At 62.9% G+C, this 14,207-nt stretch carries 15 protein-coding genes and 1 pseudogene; 14 read left to right on the top strand and 2 right to left on the bottom strand.

Annotation, left to right across the window (positions count from 1 at the left end):
- The first annotated feature begins 5 nt into the window (after window positions 1–5).
- The 4 genes from A2Z13_03010 to A2Z13_02995 all read left to right on the top strand — a co-directional run bounded on the left by A2Z13_03010 (window position 6) and on the right by A2Z13_02995 (window position 4,179).
- A complete protein-coding gene (locus tag A2Z13_03010; GenBank protein ID OGP80581.1) occupies window positions 6–446 on the top strand; it encodes a tol-pal system protein YbgF in 441 nt (146 codons plus the stop codon).
- A gap of 13 nt (window positions 447–459) precedes the next feature.
- Complete coding sequence (locus A2Z13_03005; protein OGP80580.1) at window positions 460–1,779, top strand: phosphate starvation-inducible protein PhoH; 1,320 nt, start codon at window positions 460–462, stop codon at window positions 1,777–1,779.
- A 507-nt stretch (window positions 1,780–2,286) separates the two neighbouring features.
- On the top strand, window positions 2,287–3,285 hold the full coding sequence (locus tag A2Z13_03000; GenBank protein ID OGP80579.1) for a tRNA (adenosine(37)-N6)-threonylcarbamoyltransferase complex transferase subunit TsaD: 999 nt from the start codon (window positions 2,287–2,289) through the stop codon (window positions 3,283–3,285).
- 12 nt (window positions 3,286–3,297) lie between these two features.
- Entirely contained in the window at window positions 3,298–4,179 is an 882-nt protein-coding gene (locus A2Z13_02995; protein OGP80584.1) for a ribosomal RNA small subunit methyltransferase A, read from the top strand.
- 16 nt (window positions 4,180–4,195) lie between these two features.
- Here the strand turns inward: A2Z13_02995 and A2Z13_02990 are convergent, their stop codons facing one another.
- Window positions 4,196–4,471, bottom strand: a complete 276-nt coding sequence (locus A2Z13_02990) for a hypothetical protein (protein ID OGP80578.1) — start codon at window positions 4,469–4,471, stop codon at window positions 4,196–4,198.
- Window positions 4,472–4,839: 368 nt separating this feature from the next.
- Between A2Z13_02990 and A2Z13_02985 the strand changes: the two genes are divergently transcribed.
- From A2Z13_02985 to A2Z13_02955, 7 genes are all read left to right on the top strand, one after another.
- Window positions 4,840–5,490 carry a deoxyadenosine kinase gene (locus A2Z13_02985; GenBank protein OGP80577.1) on the top strand — a complete coding sequence of 217 codons (651 nt, stop codon included), beginning with the start codon at window positions 4,840–4,842 and terminating at the stop codon, window positions 5,488–5,490.
- A 296-nt stretch (window positions 5,491–5,786) separates the two neighbouring features.
- On the top strand, window positions 5,787–6,548 hold the full coding sequence (locus A2Z13_02980) for a 3-methyl-2-oxobutanoate hydroxymethyltransferase (GenBank protein ID OGP80583.1): 762 nt from the start codon (window positions 5,787–5,789) through the stop codon (window positions 6,546–6,548).
- Entirely contained in the window at window positions 6,548–7,405 is an 858-nt protein-coding gene (locus A2Z13_02975) for a pantoate--beta-alanine ligase (GenBank protein ID OGP80576.1), read from the top strand. Before A2Z13_02980 ends, A2Z13_02975 begins: the two co-directional genes overlap by 1 nt.
- Window positions 7,402–7,806: an aspartate 1-decarboxylase gene (locus A2Z13_02970; protein OGP80575.1), complete on the top strand. Its 405-nt coding sequence runs from the start codon at window positions 7,402–7,404 to the stop codon at window positions 7,804–7,806. The genes A2Z13_02975 and A2Z13_02970 overlap by 4 nt, the downstream gene beginning before the upstream one ends.
- Before the next feature lie 31 nt (window positions 7,807–7,837).
- Window positions 7,838–9,163 carry a hypothetical protein gene (locus tag A2Z13_02965; protein ID OGP80574.1) on the top strand — a complete coding sequence of 442 codons (1,326 nt, stop codon included), beginning with the start codon at window positions 7,838–7,840 and terminating at the stop codon, window positions 9,161–9,163.
- Window positions 9,164–9,179: 16 nt separating this feature from the next.
- Window positions 9,180–9,638 carry an SsrA-binding protein gene (locus tag A2Z13_02960; GenBank protein OGP80582.1) on the top strand — a complete coding sequence of 153 codons (459 nt, stop codon included), beginning with the start codon at window positions 9,180–9,182 and terminating at the stop codon, window positions 9,636–9,638.
- A gap of 88 nt (window positions 9,639–9,726) precedes the next feature.
- Entirely contained in the window at window positions 9,727–10,758 is a 1,032-nt protein-coding gene (locus A2Z13_02955) for a hypothetical protein (GenBank protein OGP80573.1), read from the top strand.
- On the opposite strand, the gene A2Z13_02950 is transcribed toward A2Z13_02955, so the two are convergent.
- Window positions 10,755–11,894, bottom strand: a complete 1,140-nt coding sequence (locus tag A2Z13_02950; GenBank protein ID OGP80572.1) for a hypothetical protein — start codon at window positions 11,892–11,894, stop codon at window positions 10,755–10,757. The two genes, A2Z13_02955 and A2Z13_02950, sit on opposite strands and share 4 nt — an antisense overlap.
- Window positions 11,895–12,074: 180 nt before the next feature.
- On the opposite strand from A2Z13_02950, the gene A2Z13_02945 reads away from it, so the two are divergent.
- The 3 genes and pseudogenes from A2Z13_02945 (at window position 12,075) to A2Z13_02935 (ending at window position 14,207) form a co-directional block, all read left to right on the top strand.
- On the top strand, window positions 12,075–12,869 hold the full coding sequence (locus tag A2Z13_02945) for a hypothetical protein (GenBank protein OGP80571.1): 795 nt from the start codon (window positions 12,075–12,077) through the stop codon (window positions 12,867–12,869).
- Between the two features lie 4 nt (window positions 12,870–12,873).
- On the top strand, window positions 12,874–13,689 hold the full coding sequence (locus tag A2Z13_02940) for a hypothetical protein (protein ID OGP80570.1): 816 nt from the start codon (window positions 12,874–12,876) through the stop codon (window positions 13,687–13,689).
- A 16-nt stretch (window positions 13,690–13,705) separates the two neighbouring features.
- Window positions 13,706–14,207: pseudogene (locus A2Z13_02935) on the top strand (hypothetical protein).

The raw sequence follows: 14,207 nt of genomic DNA, 5'->3' as shown, positions 1-14,207 counted from the left end.
AGAAGATGGAGAAGGTGGCGGCCGCTTCCCTCGCATCTTCCGCGGCGCCCGCACCGGTTCCGCAGGACTGGAAGAACGCGGAGGAGATGTACGACTACTCGCTGGGGCTCATCAAGGGCGGGGAGACCCGCAAGGGACGGCAGATCCTCACCGAGTTCGCGTCGAAGTACCCCGACCACAAGCTGCTGCCGAACGTCTTCTACTGGAAGGGCGAGACGTTCTACGCGGAGAAGGATTACGAGAATGCGATCCTCTCCTACCAGGATGTGATCGACAAGTATCCGGGCGGTGACAAGGCGCCCGACGCCATGTACAAGCAGGGACTCTCCTTCCTGGCGCTCAAGGACCGGAAGAACGCGCGCATCCTGTTCGAGCTGGTCCAGTCGAAATACCCGAAGTCCCCCTCCGCCTCGATGGCACGGCAAAAGCTCACCGAGCTAAAATGAGCGCGGAGCCTTGATGATCAAGAACTTCGTGCTGGACACGAATGTCCTTCTGCACGATCCCAACGCCGTCTTCAAGTTCCAGGACAACCGCGTCATCATTCCCATCACGGTGATCGAGGAGCTCGATCACTTCAAGAAGGACCTGAACATGCTCGGGCGAAACGCCCGGACGGTGTCGAAGTTCATCGACAAGATGCGAGAGGAGGGAAGCCTGTCGGAAGGGGTGCCCCTCGAAAACGGGGGGGAGCTGCGCGTCGCGTTCGGCGGAGAGGGGACTTCGCTCCTACCTGCCGAGCTCTACGGGGGCAAGGAGGACAACCACATCCTCGCCGTGGCGCTCAGCGTCCGTGCCCGGGAGAAGAACCTCCCCGTGGTGGTCATTTCCAAGGACACCAACCTTCGGATCAAGGCCGACGCCTTGGGCCTGCGCGCGCAGGACTACGAGAGTGGCCGGGTGGAGATCGAGGAGCTCTACAAGGGATTCCGCGAGGTGGAGGTCGAGAAGGGATGGATCGACGCGTTCTACGCGGCGGCGGAGAGCTCCCCGTCGCCGGGCGCAGAGGACCTGTTCCCGAACGAGTACCTCGTCCTGCGGGACGGCGTGTCGCACGCCTCCGCCCTCGGCCGGTACGACGCGGGGCGGAAGAAGGTCCGCCCCCTCCCCGCTTTCAAGGAGGACGTCTGGGGGGTCCGGCCGCGCAACAAGGAACAGCACTTCGCCCTCGACATCCTGCTCGACGACACGGTCAAGCTGGTGACGCTGGCGGGGAAGGCGGGGACGGGGAAGACCCTCCTCGCGATCGCCGCGGGGCTGCGCAAGACCTCCGACGAGGAGGTCTTCCAGCGGCTCCTGGTCTCGCGGCCCGTCTTCCCGATGGGGAAGGACATCGGGTTCCTGCCCGGGGACGTGGAGGAGAAGCTCAAGCCCTGGATGCAGCCGATCTTCGACAACGTGGAGTATCTCTTCGGGTTCAGCCGCCGCAAGCGGCAGGGGATGCGCGGCTACCAGGAGCTCATCAACCTGGGGATCCTGGAAATCGAGCCGCTCACCTACATCCGCGGGCGGTCGATTCCCAACCAGTACATCATCATCGACGAGGCCCAGAACCTGACCCCGCACGAGGTGAAGACGATCCTCACTCGCGCGGGAGAGAACAGCAAGGTGGTGCTGACGGGCGACCCGTACCAGATCGACAACCCCTTCGTCGACTCGGCCAGCAACGGGCTCTCCTGCACCGTCGAGAAGTTCAAGGGCGAGACCCTCGCCGGGCACGTCCTGCTGGCCAAGGGCGAGCGCTCCCCCCTCGCCGAGCTCGCCGCGAACATCCTCTAGCCGCCCGCTCTTGGTGTGCGCCATGAGCGGAAGTCGCTTCGCCTCAGGGGGGACCTCGCTGGCGATCCGCCACGGCTCCCCGGCTTCGTCCAGCAAACGTGCCCCAAGGTCCCTTCCCCGGCCTTCGGTCTCCCGTAACCGCCAGCCAAGCTCTCCGTTGCCAGGAACGCGTGGCCTGCGCCGGTTCCGCGCTTGTGGCTGCACGCTGCGCGAGGCCCCCTTTCGGCGTGCGCCTTCCGCACAGACCGCGTTCGCAGGCAGCGGGCGCCACCAGAGCATTGCCGGATGCGGCTTCGTTCCATCAGCAAGGAGCGTCCGGCGGAGCCGCCGCAGGAGGGGGGCGCAGTGAGGTAAAGCGCAGCCGTGCGGGTCCACCGCACGGCGAGCCACGAACGGAGCCCCCCTCCGAGGTGGCGTAGCCGATCGCCGATGTGCGGGAACGAAGTCGCGGACTGAGGCGCAGTGCCTTCCGTGCGGGCCTCCCCCCGCCCGTGGTAAGTTAAGAAGATGCGCGTCCTGGGGATCGAGAGCTCGTGCGACGACACCGCGGCGGCGGTCTACGACTCCGGCGCGGGGCTCCTGTCGAACGTGGTCGCTTCGCAGGTTACCGTTCACGAGGCGTACGGCGGGGTCGTGCCGGAGCTGGCGTCGCGGGAGCACATCCGGTCGATCGTTCCCGTTGTCGAGCAGGCGCTCGCGGAAGCGAAGTCCGGAAAGGACGGCATCGATGGCATCGCGGTGACGGCGGGGCCGGGCCTGATCGGCTCGCTCCTCGTGGGCCTGTGCTTCGCCAAGTCGCTGGCCTTCGCCTGGGAGAAGCCGATCCTCGGCGTCGACCACCTCGAGGCGCACCTCTTTGCGATCTTCCTGGAGCACAGGCCGGACTTCCCTTACGTCGCACTCCTGGTTTCCGGCGGGCACACCTCCCTCTTCCGGGTCGATGGAGAAAACGCGGTGATGTTTCTGGGAGGAACCCGCGACGACGCCGCCGGAGAGGCGTTCGACAAGGCGGCCAAACAGCTGGGGCTGGGGTATCCCGGCGGGATCGCGATCGACCGGTTCGCGCGGCAGGGAGACCGGTCGCGGTTTCCCTTCCCGCGGGCGTGGCTCTCGCCGGATTCCGCCGACTTTTCCTTCTCGGGGCTCAAAACCTCTCTCCGGACTTTCCTTGCCTCTCCGGATGCACGGATCGCCCGCGTGGAGGACATCGCCGCATCGTTCCAGGAGGCGGTGGTGGAGGTGCTGGCGGGGAAGACCCTCGCCGCGGCGAGGCGGGAAAGGATTCCCCGCATCGTCCTCGCCGGAGGGGTGGCGGCCAATTCCCGGCTGAGGGAGAGGATCGAAGAAGACGGGGGACGCGAAGGGGTAGGGGTCCACCTCCCCTCCCGCGCCCTGTGCACCGACAACGCCGCGATGGTGGCGTTCCTCGGGGAGCGCCGCCTCTCCGCCGGCCGCGCTTCCGGCCTGGACCTCAACGCCTATGCGGCGTCGCGCTTTTCCCGCTGAGTGTCCCACTTCATGAAATGGGACACTCAACATCCCGGCCGGCTCCTGTCGGAGCTGGGCCTTTCGCCCCGAAGGAGGCTTGGGCAGAATTTCCTCCACGAGCGCAACATCGCAAGAAAGATCGTTTCCCTCGCCCTGCGGATGGGGCCGCCCTTCCTGGAGATCGGCCCCGGCCTCGGGGCGCTCACCGATCTGTTGGCCGAGAAGGGGCAAAAGACGGTAGCGGTGGAGGTGGACCGCGGTCTTGCGGCGTATCTTCGCGGCAGGTACGAAGGGATTTCCGTGGAGATCGTCGCGGCGGATTTCCTCGCCCTGCCGGACGAGGAATGGGAGAAGCGTTTTCCCGAAGGAGGAACGGTCGTGGGCAACCTGCCGTTCGCCGTCTCCTCCCCGATCCTCCTTCGACTCATGGACCTGCGGGAGATCTTCCCCAGCGCGGTCCTGATGATGCAGAAGGAAGTGGTCGAGAGGCTGTGCGCCCCGCCCGGCGGGAAGGCCTACGGGATCCTCTCGGTCTACCTGGCGGTTCTTTCGGAGATCCGGGAGGAGTTCACGGTCCGGCGGACCTGTTTCTTCCCTTCCCCCGAGGTCGACTCGGCGGTGGTCTCCATCCGGTTTCGTCCGGGAATTTCCGACGAGACGTTTCGCGGGCTTCAGGCGGTCGTGCGGGCGGCCTTCGCGAGAAGGAGAAAGACGCTGCGCAACGCCCCCGTCCCTTTCCTGCGGGGAGGAACGCCGGATTGGTGCGGGCTCCTGGCCGGTGCGGAGATCGACCCTTCCTCCCGCGCCGAAACTGTCGCCCCGGAGCGGTACATGGAACTGGCGCGCCTTGCGGAGCCTCTGATTCCGCCCGAATCCCCGTCCAAACCGGGACAGGAAGATTGCCGGCGTTGATGTGGGGTAAACAGAATTACAGGGTTCGAACCTTGCTCACGGCATTGGATACGATGAAGGCTTTTATATTGTTTCCCTTCGTGTCGACAGGAAAAACGATAAAGCCGGGACGTTTGGGGTCGTAGCCCGTCGTGGATCCCACGATGACTTCACCGTCTTTACAGGTCACTTCGATCAGGCGGCCTTGGGGTTTTTCGTCTGAAGACAATCGTTTTCTCTCTCTGTATAACTTGTTCCCCAAAAAATCCCGGACGAAAAAAACCGCCTTCAGATCACTCATCGAGATTTCCATTGGTTCCTTCGATTTATGAGGATGGTTTGGCAGAACATGAAAGGTAGGCTTGTTCGGGGAAAAATTTTGGGTGGTGCCTTTGAGGATTTTTCCATCCAGATAGCGCACGACGATTTTACTTGGCTCCATCGGTTGCCCCCCTTCCCATCAGGATACCAGGGTGCCAATTCCATGATATTCCATAAAAGAAAGAGAAAATTCAAGTTGTCATAATCACAATTCGATCAAGTCGGAGACCGACTCGAAGTTCCGAAAACAGGACGGCCGAATGCACAAGTGACGAAAAAAACATCATGGCCTGATGATTTGGGGGGCGGCTGCGAATTGAGTGGACAATGTCTTCGGCTGCTGAATACAATTGAGCGGACATGGGCGATCGGATCAACCCCCGTTACATCGCGATCGAGGGGGCGATCGGCGTAGGGAAAACCTCCCTTGCCAAAATCCTGGCCAACCAGTTCGGCTGGCGCCTGGTCCAGGAGGAGGTCGGCCATAACCCATTCCTCGAGCGGTTCTACGAAAACCCAAGGAAATTCGCTTTTCAGACGCAGCTGTTCTTCTTGCTCTCGCGCTATCGCCAGCAGAGGGAGCTGGCCCAGGGAAACCTCTTCGAAAAAGGGGTGGTCTCGGACTACGTCCTGGCCAAGGACAAGATCTTTGCCCTGATCAACCTGGAGGACGACGAGATCGCCCTCTACGACTCGATCTACAGGCTCCTATTGCCGACGGTCCCCCGCCCCGACCTGGTGATCTATCTCCAGGCCCGCCCCGAAGTGCTCCTTTCCCGGGTCCGCAAGCGCGGGGTGGAGTACGAGCGGAACATTTCCCTTGACTACCTGAGGGCGCTCAGCGATGCTTATAACGAGTATTTTTTCCACTATAACGAGACTCCGCTCCTGGTGGTGAACACGAGCGAGATCGATTTCGTGGAAAGCCCCCGCGACCTTGAACATCTCGTGAGAGAAGTCAAGAGTGTGAAACGCGGGATGCACCACTACATACCGCTGGGATCCAGGTAGCACCGGACCGAGACGGGATCGTCGGGAAACGCGGGGAAGGATGTGTGATCATTTCCCCCGCGGGCCAGGGAGCATGTTTTCGGCCTTCCGGGAACGATTCCGGAAGGCTTTTTTTTGGGACGGTCCTGAACTTTACTTTATGCCTTGGGGACGTTCTTGAACTTTCCAAAGCTCCGAGTTGATAAAGTTCAAGAACGTCCCCAGGCGATCAACGACGTTCTTAAAGTAAAGTTCAGGACCGTCCCGGTTTTAAAGGGGTAACCTTGAAGAAGATCACCGTTCTGGACATCGTCCGGATGAAAGCGGAGAGGCGCAGGATCGTGATGATCACCGCCTACGACACGCTCTTCGCGAAGATCTTCGACGAGGTCGGGGTGGACATCCTCCTGGTGGGGGATTCCCTGGGCCAGGTGGTGCTGGGCCTCCCGAATACCCTCGGTGTGACGATGGAGGACATGGCGCGGCACACCGGCGCGGTGGCCCGTGGGCGCAAGCGGGCGTATCTGGTGACCGACATGCCGTTCCTCTCCTTCCAGGCCGGTGCGCAGGAGGCGATCCGGAACGCGGGGAAGCTCCTTCAGGAGGGGGCCGAGGCGGTCAAGCTCGAGGGAGGGCGCAACGTCGAGGCGACGATCCGCGCGATCACAGCGTGCGACATTCCGGTGATGGGACACGTGGGCCTTACCCCCCAGTCGATCCACCGGATGGGCGGGTACCGGGTGCAGGGGAAGACGGACGCACAGAGGGAGCGCCTGATCGACGATGCCCTGGCGGTACAGGAAGCGGGAGCGTTCGCGGTGGTCCTCGAGGGGATGCCTGCCGACCTCGCTGCCGGGATCACCGAGCGTCTGGAAATACCCACGATCGGGATCGGCGCCGGCCCCCGGTGCGACGGACAGGTCCTGGTGATGCAGGACCTGCTGGGCCTGTTCGACGAGTTCCGCCCGAAGTTCGTGAAGCGGTTCGGTGAGCTGAAAAAACCGGTGCAGGACGCCATCCGGGCATACGCGGACGAAGTGCGGGAAGGGAAGTTCCCCGGGAAGGAGCATTCGTTCTGATGGAAACCGTACGCTTTCCGGAAGCGATGCGGGCATGGTCCGGGGCGCAGCGCGCAGAGGGGAAGCGGATCGGGTTCGTCCCGACCATGGGATCCCTCCACGAGGGGCACTTGAGCCTGGTGCGGATCGCGAAGGCCCGGGGGTTGGATACCGTCGCGGCGTCGATCTTCGTCAATCCGGCGCAGTTCGGCCCGGGGGAGGATTTCGAGCGCTATCCCCGGGACGAGGCGCGCGACCTGGCGATGCTTGCGGGCGAGGGGGTCGCCGCGGTCTTCCTCCCCGGCGTGAAGGAGATCTACCCCGACGGGTACCAGACGTACGTCGATGTGACCGGCGTATCGCAGGGGCTGTGCGGCGCAAGGCGCCCGGGGCATTTCCGGGGCGTGGCCACCGTGGTGGCTAAGCTGCTCCTTGTCGTCAGGCCGCACGCGGCGGTGTTCGGCGAGAAGGATTTCCAGCAGCTCGCCGTCATCCGTCGGATGGCACGCGACCTCGACCTGGACGTCGAGATCGTCGGGGCGCCCATCGTCCGCGAGGCCGACGGCCTGGCGATGAGCTCCCGGAACCAGTACATGGAGGGGGAGGACCGGCACGCCGCGCTGTGCCTCTACAAGGGGCTGTGCGCAGCGCGGGACCTGTATGCCGCCGGCGTGAGGGACCCGGAAAAGCTGGTGAACGTCGCGCGGGCGAAGTTTCTTTCCGAGCCGCGCGCGAAGCTGGAATACGTGGAGGCCCGGGACCCGGAGACGCTGTCCCCGGCGCGCTCCCCGTCGGAACCGATGACGATTCTCGTGGCGGCCCGGGTAGGACCGGCCCGCTTGATCGACAATATCACCCTAGGGGGGTCCGCAACATGATGCGCACGATGCTGAAATCCAAGATCCACCGCGCCACGGTGACGGAGGCGGCGCTCCATTACGAGGGGAGTATCACGATCGACGAGACGCTTTTGGAGGCGGCGGGGCTGATCGAGTACGAGCAGGTCCACATCTACAACATCGACAACGGGAACCGGTTTTCCACTTATGCCATCAAGGGGGAGCGGGACTCGGGGGTCATCTGCCTGAACGGCGCGGCTGCCCGGCAGGTGAGCAAGGGGGACCTCATCATCATCGCCAACTACGCCACCTACGACGAGAAGGAGCTTGCCGGCTTCCAGCCCACGCTCGTCTACGTCGACGCCAAAAACCGGATCACCGGGGTGAAGAAGAAGGTCGAGCCTGCGAGCCAGCGCTCCAAGGTCGCGGCCGCCCGATAACTTAAGATCAGGGACGTTCTTAAACTTTTTAATGGCAAGGGCGAAATTCATTAAAAAGTTTAAGAACGTCCCCATACTTAAGTCGGTTTACATCGCCTCGCGCATTTTTTTGGGCGCCGACAAGGTCTTGTCCCCCGGCGCGATCGCGGTTTCGGGGGGGGATATCGTGACGGCAGGATCCCCCAGGGACGTGGAGCGGGGCCTGCCTTCCGGGTTCAGCCGGCGGGAGTTCCCCGGCGCGGTCCTCCTCCCGGGGCTTGTTAACGCCCACACCCACCTCCAGGTTCCTCGTCTGGAAACACCGGGAAAGAGCGCTTCGGCCGGTTCCTTCTCCTTCGTGGAGTGGATTCTGCGCGTCATCGCCTGGAAACGCGGGGCCCCGCCGGAGGAGTTTCGGCGGAACTTCGAGTCGGCCGCCGCCGGGGCGCTTGCCTCGGGGACTACGACGGTGGGGGAGATCGCAGGGCCAGACGCCGGCGTCTATGAATCCTGTCCATTGCGGGCGCGTGTCTTTGCGGAAGGGATCGGCTTTGCTCGGGAATCCGCCGGGGAGGTCCTGCCGGCCGTTGAGGAGATCCTTGGTCGGCTGGAGAGGTTTGCGGATAAGGGCAGCGGGATGATCACCCCAGGGGTTTCCCCCCACACGCTGTACACCGTGGGGCAGCTTCTTCTCCGTGGCCTTGCCGATCTCGCGGCGCGAAAGGGGATTCCCGTCTGCCTCCACTTGGCCGAGTCCCCCGCGGAAATGGAGTTCCTCCGGACCGGCGGCGGTGAAGTCGCGAGCCGGCTTTATCCCGCTGTGGGGAAGGACGTCTCCTGGTTCCACGGGATCGGGATCCCGATCCCGAAGTATCTGGAGGGGGCGGGGGTTTTGCGGGACGGTCTGATCCTGGTGCATAATGTCCACCTTTCCCGGGAGGAGATCGGAACATTGAGGGAGAGCGGAGCGCGGTTCGTCCTGTGCCCCCGCAGCAACGCGGCGCACGGCAACGGTTCGCCCGACGTGACGTATTTCGTGGACACCGCCGTCCCCTTTGCCCTCGGAACCGACAGCCTGGGATCGGTGGCGGATCTGAGCGTGTGGGAGGAGATGCGGGCGGCCCGCACCCTCTATCGCGGCAATCTGCCGGAGAAGGAGCTTTGCCGGGCCCTCTTCCGCGCGGCCACCGGGAACGGGGCGATGGCGCTGGGCCTTCCGGGAGGAGTGCTTCAGCGCGGCGCACCGGCGGATTTCGTCGTGGCAGACGATCCCGGGGGAGAGGGAGGAACGGCGATCCGGAACCTGGTGGACCGTACGGACGGGAAGCGCACCCGTCTGACCGTGGTGGGCGGAGCACACCGCCACGAGCGCACCTGAGATGGAAAAGAAGACGCTGCCCGAGAAGATCGTCAGCACGAACCGGCGCGCCCGGCACGAGTACCATATCCTCGAATCCTTCGAGTGCGGCCTCGTCCTCCACGGCTACGAGGTCAAGTCGATCCGCGAGGGCCGAATCAACATCCAGGACGCCTACGGGACCGTCCGCGAGGACGAGGCGTTCATCGAGAACATGCACATCTCGCCGTATTCCCACGGTGACCTGAGGGTGATCGATCCCCTTCGTACCCGCAAGCTCCTGCTCAAGCGGAAAGAGATCGATTACCTTCTGGGGAAGACCCGGGAGCGGGGCCTGACCCTCGTCCCGCTCAAGCTCTATTTCAAGGGGCCCCGTTTGAAGCTGGAGGTCGGGGTGGCACGAGGGAAGAAGCTCTACGACAAGCGGGAGGACATGGCGGAACGGGACGCCCGGAGAGACATCGAGCGCGCCGTACGGGGGAAGAGAAAGGCTTGACAAACGCCCCCCGGTCACGGAAATTGTTCAAAGAAGGCTGTTGTCCATCAACGCCGAAGCCTTTTCATTCCCTGGATAAGAAGAGCCGATGAAACCACGTTACGCCTTTATCCTCTGCGCGACCTTGGTGGTGGCCCTCCCCCTCGCCGCCGGCGCGGAGGATCTCTACACGGTCCGGAAGGGGGACAGCCTCTCCAGGATCGCGAGGTGGTACGACGTAAAGGCCGAAGCCCTGATGGAGGCCAACGGTCTTGCCTCCGACCGGCTGATGCCGGGCATGCGGCTTACGATCCCGCTTCGCCAGGGAGGATCGGATTCCGCGGCGGCCGCCCCGGAACCGGGGAACCGGGCTTCCCGCGACGAGAGCGCAACCGGTGGGTCCCAACCGCCGGAAACCCGACTCCACACGGTAGAGAAGGGGGAAACGCTCTCCTCGATCGCCGGGATGTACGACATGTCGGCCAGGGAACTGAAGGAGCTGAACCACATCCGGAACCCCAGGAGGCTCCGGTCCGGGACTCGGATCCTTGTCCACAGGCCAGCGACTCTGGCGCCGCAGGAAACCGAGAACGCGCCGACTGCGATAGCGTCTTCCGCGCCGCCGCCTCCTTCGGCGGCCTCTCCCGAATCCCGGCTTGCGCGAGGACTGAAGGAACTGGCGGATTCACCCGTCGTCCGGGAAGTCAAGGGGCTCGCCGAGCCTCCGTCCGTCGGAAGCGGCACGAGCGGCATCAAGGAGAAGCTGATCCAGATCGCTCACGCGATGCTCGACATCCCGTACCGGTTCGGCGGGAGTTCCCTGCGGGGGATCGACTGCTCGGCATATGTGCAGAAGGTCTTCAGCCTGCTGAACATCGTGCTTCCGAGGACGGCGAGAGAGCAGTTCCACCTCGGGGAGGTGGTGGGCAAGGAGGATCTCTCCATCGGGGACCTGGTGTTCTTCCGCACGTACGCCAAGTTTCCCTCCCACGTCGGCATCTATCTCGGCGACAACCGGTTCATCCACGCGTCCTCCGGTGACCGCAAGGTCACGATCGACCGCCTGGACGCCCCTTATTTCATCAAGCGTTTCGTGGGCGCGCGGCGGCTTCCGCTGGACGAGCCGGCCGACGAAATCTAATCCCGGTTCGATGGGGAGGATTGCTCCGTCGAGGAGGGTTCCGGCGGCGCTACCGGTGTCAGGACGCCGTCTTCCCCGATGACAAGACCCGGCTCCACCTGCCGTTCCGCCGTGAGCTCCCGGATGATCCTAACCGCTTTTTTCTCCGGATCGGGGAAGGGAATTCCCCGGTCGAGAAGCTCCACGGGGACGATCACGCCGCTGCTGAAGTTGCCCGTCTCCAGATCGATTTCGGCCCTGAGCACGTAGCTCGCCCCGCTGGACCCCTGGATATTGAACCTGCCGTACGTCAGAAAATTCCCGAGGCTGTAGGCGATCAGCTTCCTTTTGTAGACTTCCATCGCCCTCGGCACGTGCGGCCCGTGACCGATCACCAGGTCGGCGCCAGCGTCGATCACGGTTCTAGCGAAACGGACCACGTTTCCCCGGTTCTCCCCGGCGAAGACCTCGTCGACCTCGTCGGCATCCGGCACCCGCAACGCGTCCTTCCCTTCCGCCCCCCCGTGGAAGGAGACGATGACCAGGTCGAAGTCTTCCTTCAATCCCCCGACGATCTCCATCGCCGACAGGAGGTCCTGCAGGGAATGGGAATGCGGCGAAGGCGGGGAATAGGAGAACCCGACGACGGCAACGGCCTTCCCCCGGATGCAAAACGCGGCGACGTTGTCTCCCCCCGTGGCCTGGATCCCGGCCTCTTCAAGCGCGGCGAGGGTGCTCTCCACTCCCTCGAGGCCGAAGTCGAACGTGTGGTTGTTCGCGACGTTCATCACGTTGAAGCCCGCGGATTCCAGGTGCTTTATGTACCGGGTGGGAGTCCGGAACTCGAAGCACAGGGTCTTTCCCCCCTTCGCCCGCCTCTTCCTGTTGCACTTTACCCCTTCGCCGCTGTCCGCCAGAGGTCCTTCCAGGTTCCCGAAGACGATGTCGGCCCCGCGAAGGCTTTCCAGGACGTTGTCGAACATGCCGGCCCCGTCGCGCGGCGGCAGGAGGTCCTCCGGCCAGTCCGTTCCCATCATGATGTCGCCCACCGCCACGACGGTCAGGGGATCGGCCGCGAGGGCGGCTTCGCGCGGCGGCAGCGTCGACAGGAGGACGGAAAGCAGGAGGAGGGCGATAAAACCGGACGGCCTTTTCATCCGATGGTCACCGCGCGTAGACGTCGTTCCCCCGGTCTCCGGGGAACCCGATTATAGCACCGCCTGCCGGCCGATGATCGCCGATCGCCCCGGCATCTCCCGGGGGGCGATCCGGAAATCGAGAGGCACCTTCCGCGGAAAATCTGGTACCATCACGCTGGTGCACCACCCCGGGGAACCATGAAAAAGTACTGGACCGTTTTCCGGATCAGCTGGCAGAAAGAACTGGAGTACCGGTTCAATTTCCTGCTGGGACGTCTTCGGAACATCCTCGTTCTCCTGCTTCTCTATTTCGTCTGGCACACCCTGACCTCCCCAACGGGAACCTTTGCCGGATACGACCGAAACGAGCTGGTTACCTTCGTCCTGGGGGCGAGCGTTCTCCGTTCCATCGTTTTCGGAACCCAGGCAAGGTCCGTTGCGGCCGAAATCAATGACGGCACCTTTTCCGCGTACCTTGTCAAACCGGTCCACCACCTCCTTTTTGTGTTCTTCCGGGAGCTTGCCCAGAGGTGTCTTCACACCCTCACCGCCGTTTTCGAAGTGGCCGTCTTTTCCGCGCTTGTCGACGCCCGGATCCTGATCCAGATCCAATGGCCCTGGCTGGCCCTGTTTTTCGTTTCCACCTCCCTGGCCCTGATCCTGTATTTTCTCCTGAGCTACACGGTCAACCTGATCGCTTTCTGGTCCCGGGAGGCCATGGGTCCGAAGTTTCTGTTCGACTGGTTCCTGGAATTCGCATCCGGCGCGTATTTCCCGCTGGACATCCTCGCCAGCGGCCTGTTCGCGGTTTTCGCAAGCCTTCCCTTTTTCTACCTCCTGTACTTCCCGATACAGGTGTATCTGGGGCGAATGCCCTTCCTCCAAGTGGCCGGCGGTATCGGGTTACAACTGATCTGGATCGGCTTGTGCATCCTTGGGGCGAGGTTCGTCTGGGCAAGGGGGCTTATGCGCTTCACGGGAGAGGGGATCTGAACGCTTGCCGGCGGGGACGAATGCGATGAAGATTCTGCGGAAACATTTCCGGGTCTGGAAGCGCCTGAGCGCACTGGCGATCGGTTCATACCTGTCGAGCCGGGTCGATTCGGCTTCCTATCTCCTCGGAAAGCTGATCCGGTTCGGATTCTTCCTGCTCCTGATCGTGTCCATCTTCCGCTTCACGAAAACCCTTGCCGGGTATTCCCGATACGAGGTCATCTTCTTTTTCCTGACGTTCAATCTGATCGATGTCTTCTCCCAGGCGTTCTTCCGCGGGATCTACCAATTCAAAAACGACATCCTGCGGGGGAACTTCGATTATGTGTTGAGCAAGCCGGTCAATGCCCTGTTTTACTCGATGTCCCGGTTGACGGATGTTCTGGATATCGTTTTCCTGGTCCCCATCGTCCTTCTGATCTTCTATACCGCCGGGAAACTCCCCGCCCCGATAACGGCTGGCGCCGTGATCCTGTACGTCCTGCTCCTCATTTCCGGGGTGCTGATCGTGCTGGGAATCCACATCCTTTCTGCCAGCATCACGATCTGGATCATCGAGAGCGAAAACGTGATCTGGCTGTACCGCGAGGCCATGACCCTGGGGCGGTTCCCCCCGGAAATATTCCCAGGGACCGTGCGGGTCGTTTTTACCTTTGTTCTCCCGATCCTCCTCGCCGTGGCGTTTCCCGCCAAAGCCTTTCTGGGATTGCTCAGCTGGCGGTGGATCCTGTTCGCCTTCGGGTACACGGTATCGTTCTTCTGCCTCTCGCTGCTCCTCTGGCGGGCAAGTCTTGCAAAATACAGCAGCGCTTCCAGCTGACGACCATGGGATTCTCATGGCGACCATAGAGGTCGAGAATCTTTCCAAAATCTACGAATCGTACCGGAAGAAGCCCGGCCTCCGGGGATCGCTGAAGGGACTGTTCCACCGGGAGACGTTTTTCACTTCGGCGGTCAACGGGATCTCCTTCTCCGTTTCCGAAGGGGAACTCGTCGGGTTTCTGGGTCCGAACGGCGCCGGGAAGACCACGACCCTGAAAATGCTGTCCGGGATTCTCTATCCCACAAGCGGCGATGCCAAGGTACTCGGATTTACCCCTGCCCGTCGGCAGAGGGAGTACCAAAAGCAGTTTGCCCTGGTGATGGGACAGAAGAACCAGCTATGGTGGGACCTTCCGGCCCGCGAGAGCATCCTCCTCAACAAGGAGATCTACGAGATCCCCGACGGGGAGTTTGAGCGCAACCTCGCGGAATTGAGCGATCTCCTGGAGATCCGGGACATCCTGGACGTTCCGGTCAGGAAGCTGTCCCTCGGCCAGCGCATGAAGTGCGAGCTGG

The organism is Deltaproteobacteria bacterium RBG_16_64_85, from assembly GCA_001798885.1.
Lineage (GTDB): Bacteria > Desulfobacterota > Deferrimicrobia > Deferrimicrobiales > Deferrimicrobiaceae > FEB-35.
The sequence above is the reverse complement of the archived record's forward strand: the minus strand, read 5'-3'. Positions and strand labels throughout refer to the sequence as shown.